Genomic DNA, 20,204 nt, shown 5'->3' on the forward strand with positions numbered 1-20,204 from the left:
CGATTCGGTAGATTGAATTCTAGCCCATGAACTTAGCGATAAAGTTACTAATATTTGTGACGCTAGATGCCGCCATAACAACCACGATGATAGCGCCGATTACCGTTAGGTAAACAGGATGTTTGTACTCACCGATGATGTCTTTACGACGTGTAGCAGCAAGTACCATACCTAGCACGATTGGTAGGATAATACTGTTCACTAAACCTGCAAGCATCAGCAGCAGAATAGGCATGTTCATCGTAACAGTACCAAGGCTAGTGACGAGGATAAAACCGACACACCATGCTTTTTCATTACGTGCAACGATAGGGAACAGGGTCTTAATCAGTGAGATTGCCATGTACGAGTTGCCGACAACGGATGTGATTGATGCCACGAACAGCACTAAGCCGAAGATAAAGTAACCCGTTTGGCCTGCGCCTTGGCGGAATGCATCTGCTGCTGGGTTAGAAGAGTCAAGTACCGCACCAGCCGAGATAACGCCAAACACTGCGAGGAAAAGAAGGATACGAATAACCACTGCGATGGAAATACCAGCCCACGCCGCAGTTTTGATAGATGGTACGTTTTCTTTGCCTTGCAGACCAATATCCACTAAGCGTTGCGCACCGGTGTAGTAACCACCTACCGCGCCACCTACGATGGTAAGAGTTGGAAGAAGTAGGTTGCTAAAATCACTCGGCATGACGGCTGCTGACAGGGTTTCACCCATCGGAGGTAGGCTCGTCATAGCAACATAGGCAATCAGCACAATCATAAACAGGCCAAGGTAGCGTGCCATTTGGTCCATGCGTTTAGAGGCGTTGTGCACGACAAACAGTAAGCTGCCAATAAGGCCGGTAAACAGAGCCCCCCACGTTGTGTCGACGCCAGTCAATACGTTAATACCAAGAGCAGCGCCGCTGACGTTACCAAAGTTGAATGCAACCGCACCAAGCGCGAGTAGAACACCAACCACGTAACCCATACCAGGGGCCACTTTGTTCGCGATATCCTGAATGCGTAAGCCAGATACACCGACAATGCGCCATAAGTTCATCACGATACCGAAAGTGATAAACATTGAAGCGAATACAGGGAACGCCATATCAACTTTGTAGATATTGGTGAAAACAGCGGTTTGAGTTAGGAAGCCGGGACCAACGGAAGTGGTCGCCATAAGGAATGCAACGCTTAAAATGGCTTTCTTTTGCCAAGAGGTCTCGTTATGAATCGGAGCCGTCGCGTTAATGGTCGCGGTAGAAGAGTGTGTAGTCATGCCGAATCTCAAAAATGTTGTGTCTCTATCTTTATAAAAATAGAAAGACAACTGACCGAGATCAGCTGAACGTGTGCTCATAAAATCTTTTAAAACAACGGGTTAAACTTGCGTGTCCAGTTGTTAGCGGCGCATTTTAAAGAGCTGGCTCACACTTGTCAATCTTTGTTTTTATTATTTTTTATCATCCATAAAACAGCTCGACCCACTATACTTTTGCCCCTAAGTTGTTGGGTATAATGTTAATAAAATGGCAATAAGTTATTTAACAAGAGCTGCGATAGAGTCTGACTATGAGTTTCTATTTGAACTCAAAAAGACGACCGAAAAGCAGGCGATCGCGAATGTATTTGGCTGGGATGAGTCGATCCAATGGCAAATTCACAAACAAGAATGGAAACAGGCTAAACCATTGATTATTCAAATTGATGGTGAAGATGTGGGGAGCGTATTGATTGAGCAGCGCGATAGTGAGATTTATCTAGGGCGCTTTTTTATTCTGCCTCATATTCAAGGCCGCGGCTTGGGCGGTACCATTATTCAAGATGTGATTAAAATGTCACAAAAAGCGCAGTTACCGATAAGTTTACTCTATCTGCAAGGCAACCGAGTTGGGCAGTTGTATCGCCGATATGGCTTTGTGGTGACCTCTGAAACGGATCAGTTTGTGTATATGCAGCGTCCGGTGGCTTAGCAATATTGGGAATTGATATTGTCGAATAATCGCAGCAGGTTTTAGCGAAACAGTGAGCAAAAAGGATGAGTGTTCATCCTTTTCTCGTATATTCGAGCCTATTAATTGCTCTTGTACATTTTCTCAAAATTGGCCGCATTCCAACCGATCATGATTCGGTCGCCAATTTTCAATACCGGCAGAGAACGAGCGCCGATAGCATCGAGTTCTTTGCGACCACGTTGCATTTTCGCGTTGGTCAAACGATACGGATAACCTTTTGAATCAAGATAGCGCTGAGCGTCTTTGCAATGTGGGCATTTGTCTTTTACGTATAAAACGAGTCGTCTCATTTTTACCATCCTGTTAGAACTACAAAGTGGCGCGAGTATAGGCGAATCAGTTCAAATCGACAATGATTCCCGTGAAGCGGCGCGTTGATTAGGGTAGACTTAGCCCGTTTTTATTGATTGTTGATAGGTTATGAGTCCAAATCCTGTACTTCGTTATATTCAAGGCTACCCAGAGCATATTCTGACTCCAGTTTCCCAACTGATAGAGTCTGGGCGTTTTTGCGCATGGTTTGAACAGCGTTACCCTCAGCGTCACGAGATCCAAAGTGAAAAAGCACTGTATGACTATACGATGGCGTTGAAAAACCAATATATGAAAAAGACTTCGCCATTGAGTAAAGTGGTCTACGACAACAAGATCCACCTCATTAATAATGCGTTAGGTTTGCACACCTATGCTGCCAAAATTCACGGTAGCAAAATTAAATCTAAGAATGAAATTCGTATCGCCAGCATTTTTAAACACGCGCCTGAACCTTTATTACGCATGCTAGTGGTTCATGAGCTGGCGCATCTAAAAGAAAAAGATCATAACAAAGCTTTCTACCAACTTTGCTGCCATATGGAGCCGGACTATCATCAGTTAGAGCTGGATGCTCGCTTATTTATGATTTACCGAGATATTAAGTAACAAGCCAATGAGTAGCAACGAGACGACACGCGCAAAGCGCAAACCTCAAAAGAATAAGGCGGCTCACAAGCCACAAACCAGTGAGATGCTGGTGACCAAAATCACGGGCAAAGCAGGGCTTCACAAACGTAACCTCCATCAAGGGCGATATGATTTTGAACGCTTGGTGAAAGCATTGCCAGCGCTTGAAAAGCATGTGGTGCGTAATCCGCGAGGTGAAGAGACGATTCGCTTTGACGATCCTGTCGCAGTAAAGCTTTTGAACCAAGCACTGCTAGCAGAACATTACAGTGTCACGCAGTGGGACATTCCTCAAGGTTACTTATGTCCGCCGATTCCCGGCCGAGCGGATTATATCCACCGTTTGGTAGAACTGCTGAATAATGAAGCGCCGAAGTTGAACCATAGTATGGTTAAAGCGCTTGATATTGGTGTGGGTGCGAACTGTATTTATCCGATTGTCGGTGCTAGCCAATATGACTGGGCCTATGTCGGAAGTGATGTTGACCCGGTTTCCGTGGACAACTCAAACCATATTGCACAGCACAACCCAGTGCTAAAAGGCAAAGTAGAGTGCCGTTTGCAAAGCGATAGCCGACATTTTTTCAAGGGTATTATTGAGCCAGATGAGTTCTATGATATCACTACCTGCAACCCGCCATTTCACGCTTCATTAGCGGAGGCTCAGCAAGGGACGCAACGTAAACTGAGTAATCTCAACGCCCATAAGACTAAGCGTGGGCAAGTTAAAGTAGAAAAAAACACGCCATTGAAAGAGAACAAACCGACGCTTAACTTTGGTGGGCAAAAAGCCGAACTATGGTGCCCAGGTGGTGAAGCTGCATTTGTTAAAAACATGGCATTTGAAAGTCGTGATTTTGCGCATCAAGTACTGTGGTTTAGTACCTTAATCTCCAAAAAAGACAACGTTCGTTGGTTACGTAAAAACCTGGAGAAAGCGGGCGCAAAAGAAGCGGTTATTGTTGAGATGAGCCAAGGACAAAAAGTGAGTCGCTTTGTGGCTTGGAGTTTTAAAACTAAGTCTGAACGGGCGAGATGGTTAGCGCTTAAGTCTCGTTAATTGCTTTTGCTATTTTGTTGATGCCCGCCTTTGTGCGGGCTTTGTTGTTTTAGGTGGCGTTGATAGTCAAAAGCGGTGAGGTGATTGCCAGCTTTTTGTTCTAGTTTTATCTGTAGTTGCATTAGCTGCGGGTGTTGCTCGTATTGTTGCTGCAAGCGCGTTAGGCGATTACGCGCTTGCTCAAGCTGATTGTGTTCTATCTCCAGTTGTACAAGATGAATCAAGGCACTGTAACGTTCAGGCTGGTAATCAAGCGCGCGCTGAAAGTAGTGAATCGCTTTTTGTGTATGTTGCGCTTTGATTGCACAATACGCCGCATTCTCGTAGCTACTCGCGATGTGCGGAAAAGCCTCATCTTTCACGGCGAGATTGAAGTAGATATCAGCTTGAGGATAGTCAGACTGCCGACATAAAAATGCCCCGTAGTCATTTAGCACATATCCATTTGAAGGATGCAGTTTTAGCGCTTGTTGATAGGTGTGCTTGGCTTTGTCCATCTCATCAACTTGCTGGTAGTAGTGCGCTTTTACTAACAGCGTACGATAATAATCCGCCGCATGTTTTTCTGCTTTAAGCAAGTTTTCTCGTGCTTTACGATACCTTTGTTGCTGGAGATAGCTGTGCGCGAGATCGAGCCGTGCATCTGCGCGACTATGGGCCAATGATATATCGTGCGCACGTTGAGAAGCAGGGTTAATACACCCTGTCAGTAATATTGAAAGTGTGGTGATGAATTTAGTGATATTCATTTAAGCATCCTTGCCTAACTCCCTTGAGTATATCGGCTTGGTACGGATGATGAGCATCAGTAGCGGATGGCTTTGATCGAGTAAGATCAAACAATGCCAAAAGACCCGTTTAGTGGGTCTTTCGGCATAAGATGGTGTGGATTAATCGTCTTTAGTGAAGTTTGCTTCGCTGAAATGGTCTAAATCAAATGGTGTTTGCTGATAAACGCAGTAGTTTAGCCAGTTGGAAAACAACAGATGCCCATGACTGCGCCAACTGGCACGAGGTGAGTTATCAGGATTATTATTTGGATAATAATTAATCGGAATCGCGGGCTCCATCCCTTCGCTTAAGTCGCGAACGTACTCATTGTGAAGTGTATGGGCGTCATACTCAGGGTGTCCGGTCACAAACACATTGCGTTTATCTTTAGTCGCCGCGAGGTAAACACCAGCGACGTCTGAAGTGGCGAGGATATCTAAATCTGTATGCTCGGCTAAATATTCAGATGAGAAATCGGCGTAACGCGAATGTGGCGCTAAAAACTCATCATCAAAGCCACGGAGCAAAGAGTGAAACGGGTTTAAAGTCTGGTGTTTGTAGACACCAGAAAGCTTCTCTTTTCGGGTTCGTTTAGGCAAGTTGTAAAGCAGTTTTAAGCCCGCTTGCGCTGCCCAACATACATAAAGCGTAGAGGTCACATGGTTCTTTGCCCAGTTCATGATACTTTGCAGGTGCTCCCAATAAATCACATCTTCAAACTGAACTAAGCCAAGTGGTGCTCCTGTGATAATCATGCCGTCAAAGTTGCGCTCTTTGACCATCTCAAATTGGCGATAAAAGGTATCTAGATGTTGAGTAGGGGTGTTTTTGCTTGGTCGGTTATCAATACGCAGCAGTTCAATATCGACTTGAAGGGGGCTGTTAGACAACAGGCGCAAAAACTGTGTTTCCGTCTCGATTTTTTTTGGCATCAGATTGAGGATCAACACTTTTAGCGGGCGGATATTTTGCGTCGAGGCTCGGGTTTCTGACATCACAAAGATGTTTTCTTCACGCAGTACATCGGTTGCAGGTAGTTGATCGGGGATCTTGATCGGCACGGCTTTCTCCCTAAAGCTGTATTTGGACGTCTATACATCCAAAGTTACATCAATAAAATTGCGATGTCGACAGCAATTTTAGCCCAATAACAAACTTGTTTCGTTTAAGAGTCACAATGGTGAGAACGCACTCGGGTTGATAGCTATATCAAATAGGCTTGGTTATAATCGCCACTCTCTTTTCTTTTCTGGCGGTTACATGGCCACTCTCACTCTTATTCGCGGTCTTCCGGGATCGGGCAAAAGCACGTTGGCAAGAACGTATCAGGCGCGACATTTTGAAGCGGATATGTACTTCGTTAATGCCAATGGTGAATACTGCTTCGATGCCAGTCAGTTGGAGCAAGCCCATCGGTGGTGTCGTCAGCAGACTGAATCGGCATTGCGACATGGGGAGAATGTGGTGGTGTCCAACACATTTGTTCGCCGTTGGGAGATCAAGCCTTACTATCAATTGGCAAAAAAGCTTGATGTACGCTTAGAGGTGATTGAATGCCATGGTAATTATGGTTCGGTTCATGGTGTCGAGCAGAGTGTGATCGAGAGAATGCGCGCTCGCTGGCAGGTTTGGCAGAGTTCAGAATAGGTTACAGCAAAGCGTGGTTAGCCACGCTTTGCTACTAACAAGGTTACTTGTGACGTTTTAACGCCCAGCCAGCAATCGCTAACCAGACAATGGCTTGTATCCACAGTTGCGTGAAATAGGGAGCAGTTTGTTGCCAATTGGCACCCATTTGATTCAACGCTAAGAAACCTTGAATCGCAGGTGTGCTTGGGAATAGGTTTGCGATCCAAACAATGACACTTGGGATAGATTCTGTGGGCCAAATAAATCCTGCACTGAACACCAGTGGCATCGAGCTGACCAATACGACCAGCGTGACTAACTCCCGGCGTGGCAAGATTGAACCAAGCCAGATCCCAATCGCACAAGACCCCAATAGGAAAGGTAGTAGCATTGCTAGCAAATGGGTGGCTTGCGCAAGCTGGTTGACCCCTTGCATGCTAAAACTTGCCCCGAAATAGTACATGCTGAGTAGGAAGTAAATCGCAACCAAGATCAGACAACGCACAGCGAGTAGCTGGCTTGTTGGGCAATGAGTCCAATAGCCTTTGCCATGTTTTTGCGTGCCGCCCATTAAGCCTGCCGCCATTGCCAGTGTTTGTTGCAAAATCAAAACAAAGACGGCGGGAACGACGTAATCAATGTAGCCCATTCGAGGGTTAAACGTCGGTTTCATGTTGAGTTGTGTGGCTGCGTATTGTTTACTCGCTTGCTCAATCGGGGTGCCTTCCATCACCAAACGGCTGACTGTGGTTTTTGCCGCGAGTGTGCCTCCAGCGCTGGCTAGTCCTTCAACGATGGTACCGTAAACGAGAAAGTATGACGCGTCGCCAGCGTATGAAAGTGTTGGGCTTTTGCCGAGCAGTAGATCTTTATAGAAATGTTCAGGAATCACCAAGATGCCGCTCACCTCTTGGGCGAGAAATGCCTGCTTCGCCGCCGCGATGGTCGTATCACGCTGGACAATTTGGACTTGAGGTGTGGCATCGACCATGCGTTCCAATTGGTAACTAGTTTGGCTGTGATCTAAGTTCACGACACTAATTTTTTGCTCACGCGGCGTTTGATGACTGTAGGGTAGTGGATAAAGGAATGAGTAAAACACTACGCCACCGAACACCGTTAACATCACGACTGGGTTGGTAAACAGTGCTTTTAGCTCGGCCTTAATCAGTTCGAACAGGTTCATTGTGGCTGCTCCTGTTTAGTTTGCTCACCAGCAAGGTGTTTTTTGACGAGCAGCAGAGTGAGTATTGCCGGCAGTATATATCCCACCATCGGGATGAGTTCTTGCACTGAGATTACCCAACTCGCCCCATAGCTGACTTGACTAACTTGAAGTTCGATATAGTGGCTAATTGGCAATAAACTGCGCCAAAATTGAGCAAGTGTTCCCATATCCGTCACGGGAAAGGTAATCCCCATAAACGCAAAACTTGGCGCCGTAAAAGCACCCGCGAAACTCATTGCACGCGCAGGATCTAAGGTTAAAAAGAAAAAGAAACTACCCATGATCATACAAGCGATGACGGTAACTAACTGACCAGCTACCAACACAAGTAGACTACCGTTCATTGGCCACTTAAAACCAAGATAAAACCAGCACAGAAATGCGAAACCTTGTAGAGCAAAGATGGGTATGTATGGTGACAGTGTCACTAAGAGACTCTTTGCTGGATGGGCTCCGAACCATTTGGTCAGCCCTTGTTGTCGATGATTGGCTGCTAAGATTAATATTGTGCTGACCACTACAATAATTTGCCACAACGCCGGCACCACAGCAGAAACAAGAAACTGGGCGTAATTGCTGTTCTTATTAAATAATGGCGTAATCTGAGTTCGAATTGGCACCGCTTTACCCATGGCACTGCTCAAGGTTTGATTGCCATGCGCTAGGTTAGCGATGGTGGCTATCTGAGCATTAAACGTACCTTGCGCCTGCACAAAGGCAGAGTTAATCAGCTTACCAATCAAGATGTACTGACTGTTGTAAAACACAGAGACTTGTGGATTGAGCCCTTTATAGACATCCTGATCAAAGTTGTGCGGAATCACAACGTAGGCGTAGATATCGCCACTGACGAGAGCTTGCTCAACTTGTTGGGTGCTCTGTAACTGCTCAGTTACAGCCATTGCTGATGTTGCGTCATAATAGCGAGAAAGCGTACGTGACATCGTGCTATGAGATAGATCGACGACGCCAATAGGAAGATCGCGCGCAATACCTTGGGAGAAAATCGCCCAGATACTCAATGCAAGCACAATCGGTAGCCAAGTAAGGCTAGAGAGTAACCATTTATCCCGCCTTACTATTTGCCATTGCTGTACGGCTTGTGGCTGCAACGTCATTACAGTTCTACCACCAAGCTCATGCCCATGCGCAGTTCTGGCTCCTCTGTCACTGGACGAGCTTCGATCTCAAAGGTGCGAAGATCAAAACCTTGTGAAGCATCCGTTGAGCGCCACGTGGCAAAATCCCCCATGACCGCAACGTGCGTCACTTTAAACTCAACTTGTTTGTCTAAAGCGGGTAGATAGGCTTTAAAGTGGCTACCTTTTTTGAAGTGTTTGAGCCAATCCTCGCGAACATTGATCACTGCCCATGAGTCTTGGGTGTCAACGACAGTCACGACAGGGAAGCCTTGAGGTGCGAGTTCACCACTTTGCAGCAGAACTTGCGAGACTTCACCGTTAAACCAGCTTTTGATTTGTGTATCGGCCGCAAATGCTTCGACTTCTGCAACGGCTCCTGCTGCCATACGCGCTTTTTCAGCGGCAGCCAATTTGGTTTCAGAGCGCGCACCTTCTTTTGCCATTTGATACATTTGGAAGGCAGCACTTTCAGTATATTTTGCCGCTTGCCATTGGGTTCTAGCTTCATCACGTTTTTGCTCTGCAACTACACCATCTTGATAGAGATTGTTGACGCGAAGAAAGGTTTTTTCCATTAATTCTGCTGCAGCTTTTGCTTTCTGCCACTGGTCTTTTGCCGCTTGAATTTGCTGTTCACGAGCGCCTTTCTCTGCTTCTTTTGCCAAGGCATCTGCCGCTTTCTCTCCGGCTTTGGCTTGCTCTAGCTTGGCTTCGATTTCTGGGCTATGAATGGTAAAGATCAGTTGATCTTGTGTGACTTCATCACCTTTACGCACAAATACTTGGTCAATTCGTCCCGCCACTTTAGAAGAGATGCTGTATTGCTGCGATTCGATTTGTCCCTGAAGATGCATCGGCTTTGGCTGATAAGCTTGGTAGAAGCTTACGCCCACCCATGCAGAGATAGCAATTGCCGCAGCGGAGAGTAGCAGAGTCTTTTTGTTTTTCATCGTGGTTCCTTATTACAGGCTTTGCGTCGCAATCGCGTTGTGTTTGTATTGATTGAAGCTGTCCATTTGATTCGACAGCGCCAACAATTTTGATAGTGAAAGTAGGTAGTTAAAGCTCGCAGCAGCGCGTTGGGTTTGAACGCTTGCCAGATAGAGCTGAGCATCTACCACGTCAGTGGAGGTGGAAATACCTTGTGAGAATGCCTTTTGACGTAAACGTAAGTTTTCTTTTGCTAAGTCAATGCTTGAGCTAAGACCAGTGACTTCCTCTTGCGCTTGCTGCGCTTCTAGATAGGTCTTTTTGACCAAAACGGATAAGTCTTGCTTGGCTTGCGCTTTAAGGTAGCGCACTTGGCTTACCGCGCTATGGGCAGCTTGAACTTGATCACTTCGACCACTGTTATCAAACAGGGGAACATTCACGCCGACGCCAACTAGCCAATCTGGCTTCATCTGACTGGCAAGTGAATCATCCTCATGCAGGCTATAGTCACCATAGAGATAGACTTCAGGGTAATACTTACCCTGTTCCGCTTTAATTAAGCTGGTGGCTTGCTTCTCTTTGGCATCGAGCAAGTCTAAACCAGGGTAGGTGGTTAAGGTTTGATCGACAAAGGCAGACAATGGAGGCAAGTTTTGGTTAATAAACAGTTGACCGCTTGGCTCAACGGTTGTGGTTTGGTTGAGAATTTCACTTAGCGCGGCTTGAGCGATTTCAAGGCTCTTTTGTGCTTTTTTACGCTCAACTTTTGCCTTGTCTAAAGCAGCTTCAGCTTGTAGGCGTTCAACCCGCGCGATCTGACCTTGCTGCTGCAATTTTAGGGCGTTGTCGCGATGCTTGGTTAACCCTTGTTCAACCAGCTCCCGCGTTTTCACCACTTCTTGCGCCAGTACCACGCTAAAGTAGTATTTGCTTAAATCTTCGTAGCGAGCTTGGGTTTCCATTGCCAGTTGGCTTTTGGCTTCATCGGTTTTGCCTTCCGCCGCACTCTGTGCTGCGCTAATGCGACCTCCAGTAAAAATGGGCCAAATTGCGCGAATCGATGAGGTGAAAATATCACGTTCACTGACGGTTGAGGTGACTGAGCCCAGTCCTGCCAACAGTTGATTAAATGGTGGTGGCAACGTAGGTACATGAGCTCCGGTACTGTCAAATAATTGCTTACCAGACACGGTGATATCTTGATCGAGACGGGTGTAATTGGCGCCAACGGTCACTTTTGGCAAGTTGAGGTCATCAGTTGCGCTTTGTAGGTGTTGGTATCTTTCTACGTTCGCTCGCTGCGCGGCAATGGAGTTGTTGTCTTGCTGTAACAGCTGCCAAGCCTCATCAAAGCTGATTGCTGCGCTATGGGCAACGGGAGATAGAACAAGGCAGCTAAAGAGCAGTGAGAGTGGGCGTAGTTTCATGACAGTCCGCTTCGAAAAAGTGATGTGTAGAGTATATACTCTAAGATTGCATGGGGCAAAAAATGCTTATGAATTCACAACATAGAACTTTAACAGTACGCATGCTTGAACTTTTGTGTTTCGAATTCGATACTGTTTTAGTACTAGAGGGTTATTTTTGTCTAAAAATTAACCTGCTCTAATAACTCGAGAGGCTGTGGGGAACAGCGCTAGGCTTCGAGAGAAGTCATCTTGCCAATATAAAAGAGAGCCAAATACGCAAGTATGACCATTTTCGCTTTGTATGCCATAGGAGGGCGTAAGCGCGATGATTCAATCATTTACGTCGGCTAGAAAGTTTTCGATCCGTTTTACGGTCGGAAGCATGTTTATTTTCGCTACCGTTATTACTGCGGCGATAGCGATTAGTCTGCAATATTACTTTAGTAAACAGATGTCCCAAGAACATGTGTTAACTAAACTGACGATGGCGAGTTCAGACATCAGTGAATATATTCAGCAGATTGAGATTAACGCGACTAGCAGCGCACAAATACTACGCAGTGTTTCTTCAGTTGCTAACAAGCAATTAAGTGAACAAGAAATTCGCGATATCTTCGTGCAAGTCTTGAATGACAATCCACTTTTTTACAGCTTGTACTACGGCAATGAAGCGGATGATTTTTATCAAATTATTAATCTTGAATCCTCTCCGATTGTACGCGAACGAATCAAGGCACAATCTCAGGATAGGTGGGTGGTGATCAAGATAAATGGCGATGTCACCAATCGGCTACGAACAACCGAGTACTTGACCGAAGATATGGTTCGAACTCGAATAGAGTCTGAGCGCAGCAACTATTTCCCTTCTCGTCGACCATGGTTTATCTCAGCTACACAAGATTCTGTTTTTAAAACCGATCCTTACCTCTTTAAACACCTTAAAATTACCGGACAGACCTACTCAACGCGCAGCGAAAGCTCAGTCATTGGCGTTGATATTGTTCTCTCTTCGGTCAGCTCCAAGATTACTGCGGATGCATTAGGTATCGATGAAGGGCATAACGTCGAGGCGTTTTTGTTTAATCACAATGGTGAAGTGATAGCTTCGAATCGTACCCAGCGATCGCAAATTGAGATTCCTGCATCTCAGCCGTTAGTTCTGACTCCTGAGCAACGTGACCTTGTTGAAACAACCCCAACCTTGATTGTCTCTAATCAGAACAACTGGGGGCCTTACGACTTTGCCCAAGCGGGTGAACCGCAAGGTTATGCGATAGATAAGTTGAAAATCATCTCTGATATGACAGGGGTTAAGCTCGAGTTCGTCAATGGTTTTGACTCGCAAACACTATTAGAGAAGTTTGAGCAAGGAAAAATAGACTTATTACATTCGGTAACTCTTGAGCTTGCGAACCTAACCGATGCCAGTCATTTAAGTTTATATTCTGCCCCCGTTGGTATCGCCTCGCTATCAGGGCGAAGCTTACTCGCAAATCTTTATCAACTTGAGCAAGCCAAGGTAGCTGTCATTGCGGGGAGAGGGATGGGAGAGTTAGTTCAGCAAGCTGTACCTAATGCCACTTTATTGCCTGTTGCGAGTTTTGATGACGCTAAACAGCAGTTGCTCGCCGGTAAGATAGATTACGTGATTGATAGTTACTTGGCTTTAAACGAGATGAGAGGGATCGCCAACTCTGAAGCGATTGAAGTGAGTCCTCTCAATGGTTTAGAAAGTGTGCCATTTGAGTTGTTGTTGAAACCCAAGTATCAAGCTTTGTTGCCGTTATTTGACAATGCTTTGCAGAATATCAGCGCAGCACAGCACAGTGCGCTGACACTTAAATGGCTGGATGAAAACGTTTCAAAAGGCGGCTTTGTGCCTTATCCAGAGCTTTTCGAGCTCGCACTGGATGATAGTAACCATAAACAGATGATTCAAAGTAGCGACAAGCAGAACTATATCTACGTTTCTTCGGTTTCAGGAATCGGTGGGGAAGAGTACTTTGCTGTGATTGTGCCGAAACAACACATTACCGATCAGGTGGTGGCTCGTTTAATGACGTCTATCGCGATCACGGCGTTGGCGATGATCATCATTTTGCCAATTGCGTGGATTTTTGGCTCGCCGATCGTGAGGCCGATTACTCAGTTACGTCAAGAAACTCAAACGATAAAACAGCGTCAGTTCTCCAAGGTTCGTTTGGTTGATAGTCACATCAAAGAAGTCCATGAATTGTCTGAATCGATGTTGGAGATGGTTGATGAGATCGAGCGTTATCATAAAGAGCGTGAGGCGTTTATCGATGCCTTCATCTACGTAATTGCACAAGCGATCGATGACAAGTCTCCTTATACTGCAGGTCACTGTAATCGCGTTCCTGAGCTGGGGATTATGTTGGCGGAAATTGCAGAGCAGACCGACAGCGGTAAGTTTAAAGATTTCAAGTTCAACAATGAAGATGAACGCCGAGAGTTTAAGATCGCAGCGTGGTTGCATGATTGTGGCAAGATCACCACTCCAGAGCATATTGTCGATAAAGGCACTAAGCTTGAGGCGAATTACAATCGAATCCACGAGATCAGAACTCGATTTGAAGTGTTGTGGCGTGATGCGGAAATCGAGTATTTAAAAGCGGTGGTGAACGACCAAGGTGCCAAAGTAGAGGCGTTTGAGCGGATGCATCAAAGGCATGCACAGTTACAGCAAGACTTTGAGTTTATCGCCACTGCAAACGTCGGCGGCGAGTTTATGAGTGATGATAAAATTGCGCGAGTCAAACAGATTGCGGAGCAAACTTGGCTGAGACATTTCGACAATCGCCTTGGTTTATCGCCATTTGAAGAGCTCAGTAAGATGCCAGCAAAAGAAACGCTGCCTACGCAAGAGAAGTTATTGGCCGACAAACCTGAACACATTATTCATCGAGTTCGTCCTCTTGAGTTTGACCCTGCGCTTAACTTTGATATCGAAATTCCTGAGTATCAATATAATCAGGGGGAGATATACAACCTAACGATCTCTCGTGGCACTCTCACCGCAGAGGATCGGTTTAAAATTAACGAACATATGACCAGTGGGATAAAAATGCTAGAGGCGTTGCCGTTCCCACCAGAACTTGCGCGAGTCCCTCGTTATGCATCAACCCATCATGAGACGTTAGATGGCAAGGGTTACCCAAGAAAGCTCAGCGGGAAAGATTTGTCGATACCAGAGCGGATTCTCGCCATCGCCGATATTTTCGAAGCATTAACGGCAGCAGACCGTCCATATAAAAAGGCGAAGCCTTTAAGCGTAGCGGTCGATATTATGCACAGCATGGCGAAAAACAATCACATTGATTATGACTTGTTTATCTTGTTCTTAACCAGTGGGGGTTTTGAGCGTTACGCGAAGCAGTATTTACCAGAAAAACAGATTGATAAAATCGATTTAAGTAAGTACGTCCAGGATACCGAAGTGGCATAAAAGAAAGGAGCTCAAAAGAGCTCCTTTCTTTTATGCCAGTAGTAAGAGTATTACTTGGTTGCGGTGACGCGTTTTGGCATTAGTTTTTGCACAGCATTGAGTAGCAAAGGGCTAAGCAAAATTAATGCAGCCAAGGAGGTAAATGCAAGAGTAATCGGTCGCTCCCAAAGGAAACTCAGTTCCCCATCACTGATCATCAAGGCGCGTCGTAAGTTCTCTTCCATCAATCCTCCAAGAATAAACCCAAGCAACAGAGGGGCGAGCGGGAAATTCGCGATTCTCAGCGCGATGGCAGCAATGGCGATGATGATCATGATAAATACGTCGACAGTATTAAAGGATACGAGGTAAACGCCGGTGATCGAAAAGAACAATATCATTGGCAATAACACCGTTCTCGGCACCGCCAGTAAGCGGGAGATGTATGGGATCAAAGGTAAGTTGAGTATCACCAGTACAATGTTGCCAAGGTACATAGAGATGATCACTGACCAGAACACATCTGGGTGTTCGACAAATAAGCGCGGACCGGGTTGTATGCCATAGGCGATAAGCGCGCCTAGCATAATGGCCGTGGTGCCTGAGCCGGGGATGCCAAGAGTCAGCAGAGGCACAAATGAGCCACTGGAGGCGGCGTTGTTGGCAGATTCTGGTGCGACAAGACCTCGTATACTGCCTTTACCAAACTGTTCTTTCTGCTCTTTGGGGGCGAGGTTGCGTTCCATGCCGTAGCTTAAAAATGCCGCTATAGTAGCTCCTGCTCCGGGTAGTACACCGGTGAAAAAGCCTAAAATTGATGATCGAATCGAGACGGGTGCGACTTCTTTTATTTCCGCTTTGGTTACTTTCATGCTGCCAATATTGGACAGTTTGTCTTGCTCTTCGCCACGGGTATCTTTGCTCGGCTTCAGAATGCCCATTAGAGTTTCTCCCAAAGCAAAGGTCGCCATCGCCAGTAGCAAGAAACTAAATCCATCCATTAAGTCAGTCAGCCCAAAAGTAAAACGTTCGACACCGACGCCTTTGTCAATGCCGACAGTTGAGAGCATTAAACCTAAGATGGTCATCATCCACGCTTTTAATACTTGTCCTTTACCGGCAAAAGCCGCTACCGCCGATAGACCCAATACCATAAGCGCAAAGTAGTCAGACGATTGAAAACTGAGTGAGACTTTTGCCAGCATTGGGGCGGCGACCAATAGCATGATGGCTGATAGCGTTCCGCCAGTAAATGAAGAGTAGGCCGCCAAAGCTAACGCTTTACCTGCTTGGCCATTTTTCGCCATTGGATAACCATCAAAAGCGGTTACGACGGTTGAGGAACAGCCCGGTGCGTTAATCAGAATTGAAGAGGTTGAGCCGCCAAATACTGCGCCGTAGTAAACCCCTGCCATTAGAATTAAACCAGAGGAAGGCTCAAGTCCATAGGTAATAGGGATCATTAAGGCAATCGCTGAGATTGGGCCTAGGCCGGGTAACATGCCAATAAAGGTCCCGACAAAGCAACCGACGACAACCATCATAATGTTCATCGGCATGATTGCCGTTGATAATCCTTGTAAGATTCCATCCAACATAATTGTGATCCTATCGTTTATGACCAGATTAAGAACAGCAAACCGGGCTCTAAGTAAATATCCAGCCCTTTGGTAAGCAACAAATAGAACGCAACGACAAATGGAATTGAAGCGCCAAACAATACCGATTTTCGCCGCTCACCAAGTAGGTAAAAGCCGACCAAAAGAAACCCGCTGGTGGCAATCACAAACCCAAGATAAGTAAGTCCAACACCGTAGATGGCCATTAACACGAGAAAGCCAATCAGCAGCTTCCAGTTGTATGTAGCCATATTCAGTTGCTCCTCGTCTTTGTTTGCAGAGATCAGCAACATCAGTGACAAAGCAATACCGAGATAAGTCAAAATCGTTGGTAGGGTACGTGCTGTAAATGGTTCGTACTCGTCTCCGGGAAACAGAGGAATCTGAGAGGTTTGATAGCCATAACATAAGCAAACAAGAAGAAATATCAGTGCGGCGATACGGTCACGGCACATCAGGTTATGTTGAGAGAAGAAGGACGTAGGGGGGCGAGACGGTAAATCCGACATATCAAACTCCATATACTCCAGGAAATACAATAGGTCACCAACGCATACAGACTTGATTGCGCTCTGCTCAGGCTAGATGAGTAAATAGGTGAGATTAGCAATCAAATTTGACGTTTAGTTGTGATGATGGGCTGCAGTTAACAGCCCATAGTGAGTGATGCCGACAGGGTTATTTTAGAAAACCGAGTTCGCGCATCAGGTTGCCCATCTGTGTTTCTTGATCTTCAAGGAAGGCAAAGAACTCTTTGTCTGCTTTGTAGTTATCTATCCAACCATTACGGTCGCGAACGACTTGCCATTGCTCGGTGTTGTACATTTTGCTCAGTGCAAGGTTCCATTGATCAATCTTCTCTTGGCTTGCTCCCGGAGCGGCAAAGAATCCGCGCCAGTTTGCAAAAACAGTTTGGTTGCCATATTCGGTTAGAGTTGGAATATCAGGGGCGGCTTCGAGACGTTTAGGTGCGGTGACCGCCAGCACTTTCACTTGACCTGATTTCGACATTTCAAGGACTTCACCTAAACCTGTCGATAGAAGAGGGGTTTCGCCAGACAGCAGTGCAGCCATTGCCTTACCACCTGCATCGTAGGCAATGTAGCGGACCTTACGTGCATCATAGCCTTCGCCTTTGAATGCGGCTGCAACCACTAAGTGATCCATGCTACCACGCGCCGAGCCACCAGCCACTTTGACACTTTTAGGGTCGTCACCAAATGCTTTAACTACGTCCTCCCAAGTGTCGAAAGGCGAGTCAGGCGTTGTCACGATAGCGCCATAATCGGCGATGGTTGCCGCGACTGGGGTCAGATCACGGAAGGATTGTGGAAACACTCCGGTAAGCGAACGTACCACAATAGGCGTGGAGTTCACCATCAAGGTATCTTCTTGACGTTCTGCAGTTTCAATCAAATGTGCAATGGCTTTACCACCACCGCCACCAGAAAGGTTTTGAAATGAGACATTTTCAACCAAGTCCTCTTTAACCAGCACATCACCGGTGCCACGAGCGGTCATATCCCAACCACCGCCTGCACCACCAGGGATGAGAAAATGGATTTTCTCAATGTCTGCTGCGAAAGCACTCAATGAAAATGATGCCGCAATAATAGAGGCTGCTAAAGTGGTTTTCATTCCCTTAAACATGTTTAACGTTCCTTCTGTTGAAGCGCATAGCGCAAGAGATAAGGTTTGCAACATATTGAATATCATGTCTCAAACTATATTAGAGGCAATAATCCATATGTCTAGATTGGGGGTAATGCAAAAACTGTGTTTCTAATGTTGTTATTAAATTAATGCAAGGTTATATCGTGGTTATATTGACGTCTTTAAAGCAGAGATAATGGCAATATTGGACATAGTGGACGTTTTGTTCATTTTGTTCATGGGTGTCGCAGAGGTTGTGTTGGATTTAAGAATTGCGGCTAGATTCATTGAAATCTCCGAGTTTCGATCTTTGTTGCATGGGACAATGAGAAATTGACCTACAAGTTCGATAATCGCTTTAATTTGATATTCTCACTTTGCAAGCTATACCCGGCGCCAATCAAGATGTAGGATCTCTGGTGAAGCAACGTCAGTTGCCCATTGATTAAGTGAGAGATTGTGTGATTGAATTTCGTCCTGCAAAAGAGACCGACTTAGAGCAACTCAATGAGTTGATGTTCCAGCTCCACCATGAGCACCATTTGCAAGCGCCTGATAGCTTTAAAACCGCAGAAGAAATTGAGCAAGAAAAGAGTATTGCACGATATTTAGATGATCCAGAATGCCTGGTTTTTGTCGCCACGGTTCAAGATAAGATCATTGCTTTCGTGACTGGACATTTTTGCGAGTTAATATCCACCGTTAGTAAACCAGTTCAGATGGGTAGCATTGATGAACTCTATGTTATTCCAGAATTTAGACAGCAAAAAGTCGCCCAGCGGCTTTATCAAGTGTTGGAAACGCGATTGGCTGAGTATGGGGTAAAGCAGGTGTTTGTCGAAGTATGGCATTTCAATCGTGGGGCGTGCGACTTTTATTCTGACTCGGGCTTTGAGCATCACATTCATTGGTTAAGAAAGAAATTAGAACAATAAGGGAATGAAAACACTTTTGCGTAGTTATATTGTTAAAGCTCTCGGCTTTCTGCTGATATTTATCTCGTTGTCTAGTATGGCTAATACTGCACCGAAAGGAGCCGTATGTCTGATTCGCTCAGACAACAATTTGGTGATGGTTAAAGAAATCCTAACCGGAAAATGGTCATTACCAGCAGGGACTATTGAAGCAAATGAACCGCCACAACTTGCTGCACAACGTGAAGTGTGGGAAGAGACTGGATTGGTCGTGACGGTTGGAAAAGAGTTGGGGCGCTCAGACAGAGCGGTATTTTATGATTGTGTTTCAGACTCTGATTTAATTGCTTTCAGCCAGCAAGATTCCGCAGGCGGCTATGCATTACCGATTTGGTTTGCTCCTCATTACGGGATAGAAGTTGCGCAAGCGCGTTTGGTTGACCCTAATGTCATTGAAGCTGAAGCATATCGTTATCCGTTACAGTGGCAACGGGTGAAAGAACTGTATCAACACGCAACCTCTCAACCGACCAACTTTGTTGAGTCTTTAGCGGAGTCCGCGCCAAGTTTAAATCAGTTAGAATTACCTTGGATCGCGCAATTTCAAGCATGGCTGTTATACAGTGATGAGTGGTATGCAGATACCGCGCATTCATTGATCATGTTTGGCCTGCTATTTTCATCACCATGGTGGTTATTACTGTTACCTGTTTGCTATGCCTATTTCGGTCGAGATTTCACCCTAAAATTAGTTTTCACCATTATTTTTGGTGCGATGGTGGTCCAATTGGGTAAAGATGGTTTTCAATTGCCTAGACCCTTTGCCTACCAACCGAGTTTAAATTTAGCGGCACAAACCGGATTCGGATTGCCAAGCCTTTCGCTGACACTTTGGACGATCGCTTTTGCCATGATTGGCAACCAGTTTGGTGAGCGAGTGGGGGTGAGATTTAATCTTTTAAGCGTGGTTGTCTCTCTGTGGCTTGTTATCGCACTGTTTTATAGTGGCAGCACCTTTTTGGTGGACAGTTTAGCAGGGATGTTGTTTGGCTGGTTGTGTGCTTGGCATATGTCTCGCTTAGAAACCAAACTCGGCTCGAACAGTGTGGAGTGGTTTTCAAGTAAGGGAGTATGGTTGGTATTATCAATACTCTCAGCGACACTGACCGCATTGTGGCAGTCGCCGATGATGTTGGGCTTGAGTTTGACATCGATAGCATTGTTGCTCAGTGTGGTGCTTTTCAAACTACCGACTCAGGTGAGTATGCGCCGTGCAATCGCATTAAGTATCATCTTGGTTGTGGTCAGTATTGGTTTTATCCTACTGCATGGACATGTGGATACGAGTAACCTCAAGTCGCTGATTGTAAAAGTGGCGCAATTGCCAAGCTTAGTGCTGATCAGTTGCGGTTACTTGATGTGCTGTAACAAAAAGACCTAGCATTGCTAGGTCTTTGTTTTA

At 45.7% G+C, this 20,204-nt stretch carries 18 protein-coding genes; 7 read left to right on the forward strand and 11 right to left on the reverse strand.

What is annotated here, in order from left to right:
• Positions 1 to 19: 19 nt before the first annotated feature.
• Complete coding sequence (locus GZK95_RS07025) at positions 20 to 1,261, reverse strand: NRAMP family divalent metal transporter (protein WP_075715385.1); 1,242 nt, start codon at positions 1,259 to 1,261, stop codon at positions 20 to 22.
• 250 nt (positions 1,262 to 1,511) lie between these two features.
• Here GZK95_RS07025 and GZK95_RS07030 point away from each other — a divergent pair, with 250 nt between their 5' ends.
• Positions 1,512 to 1,955 carry a GNAT family N-acetyltransferase gene (locus GZK95_RS07030; RefSeq protein WP_075715384.1) on the forward strand — a complete coding sequence of 148 codons (444 nt, stop codon included), beginning with the start codon at positions 1,512 to 1,514 and terminating at the stop codon, positions 1,953 to 1,955.
• A 101-nt stretch (positions 1,956 to 2,056) separates the two neighbouring features.
• Here the strand turns inward: GZK95_RS07030 and GZK95_RS07035 are convergent, their stop codons facing one another.
• Complete coding sequence (locus GZK95_RS07035; protein WP_075709641.1) at positions 2,057 to 2,287, reverse strand: glutaredoxin family protein; 231 nt, start codon at positions 2,285 to 2,287, stop codon at positions 2,057 to 2,059.
• Positions 2,288 to 2,417: 130 nt separating this feature from the next.
• On the opposite strand from GZK95_RS07035, the gene GZK95_RS07040 reads away from it, so the two are divergent.
• Entirely contained in the window at positions 2,418 to 2,918 is a 501-nt protein-coding gene (locus GZK95_RS07040) for a M48 metallopeptidase family protein (RefSeq protein ID WP_075715383.1), read from the forward strand.
• Positions 2,919 to 2,925: 7 nt separating this feature from the next.
• Positions 2,926 to 3,999 (forward strand): 23S rRNA (adenine(1618)-N(6))-methyltransferase RlmF, encoded by a 1,074-nt coding sequence (gene rlmF, locus GZK95_RS07045; protein WP_075715382.1) that lies wholly within the window; start codon positions 2,926 to 2,928, stop codon positions 3,997 to 3,999.
• Here rlmF and pilW read toward each other — a convergent pair.
• Complete coding sequence (gene pilW / locus GZK95_RS07050) at positions 3,996 to 4,748, reverse strand: type IV pilus biogenesis/stability protein PilW (RefSeq protein ID WP_075715381.1); 753 nt, start codon at positions 4,746 to 4,748, stop codon at positions 3,996 to 3,998. The two genes, rlmF and pilW, sit on opposite strands and share 4 nt — an antisense overlap.
• 141 nt (positions 4,749 to 4,889) lie before the next feature.
• Positions 4,890 to 5,831, reverse strand: a complete 942-nt coding sequence (metA, locus tag GZK95_RS07055; RefSeq protein WP_075709637.1) for a homoserine O-acetyltransferase MetA — start codon at positions 5,829 to 5,831, stop codon at positions 4,890 to 4,892.
• Between the two features lie 199 nt (positions 5,832 to 6,030).
• Here metA and GZK95_RS07060 point away from each other — a divergent pair, with 199 nt between their 5' ends.
• Positions 6,031 to 6,417: an ATP-binding protein gene (locus GZK95_RS07060; protein WP_075715380.1), complete on the forward strand. Its 387-nt coding sequence runs from the start codon at positions 6,031 to 6,033 to the stop codon at positions 6,415 to 6,417.
• Between the two features lie 43 nt (positions 6,418 to 6,460).
• Here GZK95_RS07060 and GZK95_RS07065 read toward each other — a convergent pair whose 3' ends face one another.
• The 4 genes from GZK95_RS07065 to GZK95_RS07080 are packed head-to-tail and all read right to left on the reverse strand — an operon-like array spanning position 6,461 to position 11,129.
• Positions 6,461 to 7,585 (reverse strand): ABC transporter permease, encoded by a 1,125-nt coding sequence (locus GZK95_RS07065; protein ID WP_075715379.1) that lies wholly within the window; start codon positions 7,583 to 7,585, stop codon positions 6,461 to 6,463.
• Positions 7,582 to 8,745 carry an ABC transporter permease gene (locus GZK95_RS07070; protein WP_075715378.1) on the reverse strand — a complete coding sequence of 388 codons (1,164 nt, stop codon included), beginning with the start codon at positions 8,743 to 8,745 and terminating at the stop codon, positions 7,582 to 7,584. Before GZK95_RS07070 ends, GZK95_RS07065 begins: the two co-directional genes overlap by 4 nt.
• Positions 8,745 to 9,719, reverse strand: a complete 975-nt coding sequence (locus tag GZK95_RS07075) for an HlyD family secretion protein (protein WP_075709633.1) — start codon at positions 9,717 to 9,719, stop codon at positions 8,745 to 8,747. Before GZK95_RS07075 ends, GZK95_RS07070 begins: the two co-directional genes overlap by 1 nt.
• A gap of 12 nt (positions 9,720 to 9,731) precedes the next feature.
• Entirely contained in the window at positions 9,732 to 11,129 is a 1,398-nt protein-coding gene (locus tag GZK95_RS07080) for a TolC family protein (RefSeq protein WP_075715377.1), read from the reverse strand.
• A gap of 364 nt (positions 11,130 to 11,493) precedes the next feature.
• Here GZK95_RS07080 and GZK95_RS07085 point away from each other — a divergent pair, with 364 nt between their 5' ends.
• On the forward strand, positions 11,494 to 14,577 hold the full coding sequence (locus tag GZK95_RS07085) for an HD domain-containing phosphohydrolase (protein WP_225623989.1): 3,084 nt from the start codon (positions 11,494 to 11,496) through the stop codon (positions 14,575 to 14,577).
• Between the two features lie 50 nt (positions 14,578 to 14,627).
• Here the strand turns inward: GZK95_RS07085 and GZK95_RS07090 are convergent, their stop codons facing one another.
• The 3 genes from GZK95_RS07090 to GZK95_RS07100 all read right to left on the reverse strand — a co-directional run bounded on the left by GZK95_RS07090 (position 14,628) and on the right by GZK95_RS07100 (position 17,825).
• The gene (locus tag GZK95_RS07090; RefSeq protein ID WP_075715375.1) at positions 14,628 to 16,154 is read right to left on the reverse strand and encodes a tripartite tricarboxylate transporter permease; all 1,527 of its coding nucleotides are present in this window, start codon (positions 16,152 to 16,154) and stop codon (positions 14,628 to 14,630) included.
• Between the two features lie 17 nt (positions 16,155 to 16,171).
• Complete coding sequence (locus tag GZK95_RS07095; RefSeq protein WP_075709629.1) at positions 16,172 to 16,684, reverse strand: tripartite tricarboxylate transporter TctB family protein; 513 nt, start codon at positions 16,682 to 16,684, stop codon at positions 16,172 to 16,174.
• Between the two features lie 169 nt (positions 16,685 to 16,853).
• Complete coding sequence (locus tag GZK95_RS07100; RefSeq protein WP_151148854.1) at positions 16,854 to 17,825, reverse strand: tripartite tricarboxylate transporter substrate binding protein; 972 nt, start codon at positions 17,823 to 17,825, stop codon at positions 16,854 to 16,856.
• Between the two features lie 464 nt (positions 17,826 to 18,289).
• Here GZK95_RS07100 and GZK95_RS07105 point away from each other — a divergent pair, with 464 nt between their 5' ends.
• Together GZK95_RS07105 and GZK95_RS07110 are read left to right on the forward strand one after the other, a co-directional pair.
• Complete coding sequence (locus GZK95_RS07105; RefSeq protein ID WP_075709627.1) at positions 18,290 to 18,763, forward strand: GNAT family N-acetyltransferase; 474 nt, start codon at positions 18,290 to 18,292, stop codon at positions 18,761 to 18,763.
• A gap of 4 nt (positions 18,764 to 18,767) precedes the next feature.
• The gene (locus GZK95_RS07110) at positions 18,768 to 20,183 is read left to right on the forward strand and encodes a bifunctional NUDIX hydrolase/phosphatase PAP2 family protein (RefSeq protein ID WP_075715373.1); all 1,416 of its coding nucleotides are present in this window, start codon (positions 18,768 to 18,770) and stop codon (positions 20,181 to 20,183) included.
• Positions 20,184 to 20,204 lie beyond the last annotated feature (21 nt).

The organism is Vibrio panuliri, from assembly GCF_009938205.1.
Taxonomy (GTDB): domain Bacteria; phylum Pseudomonadota; class Gammaproteobacteria; order Enterobacterales; family Vibrionaceae; genus Vibrio; species Vibrio panuliri.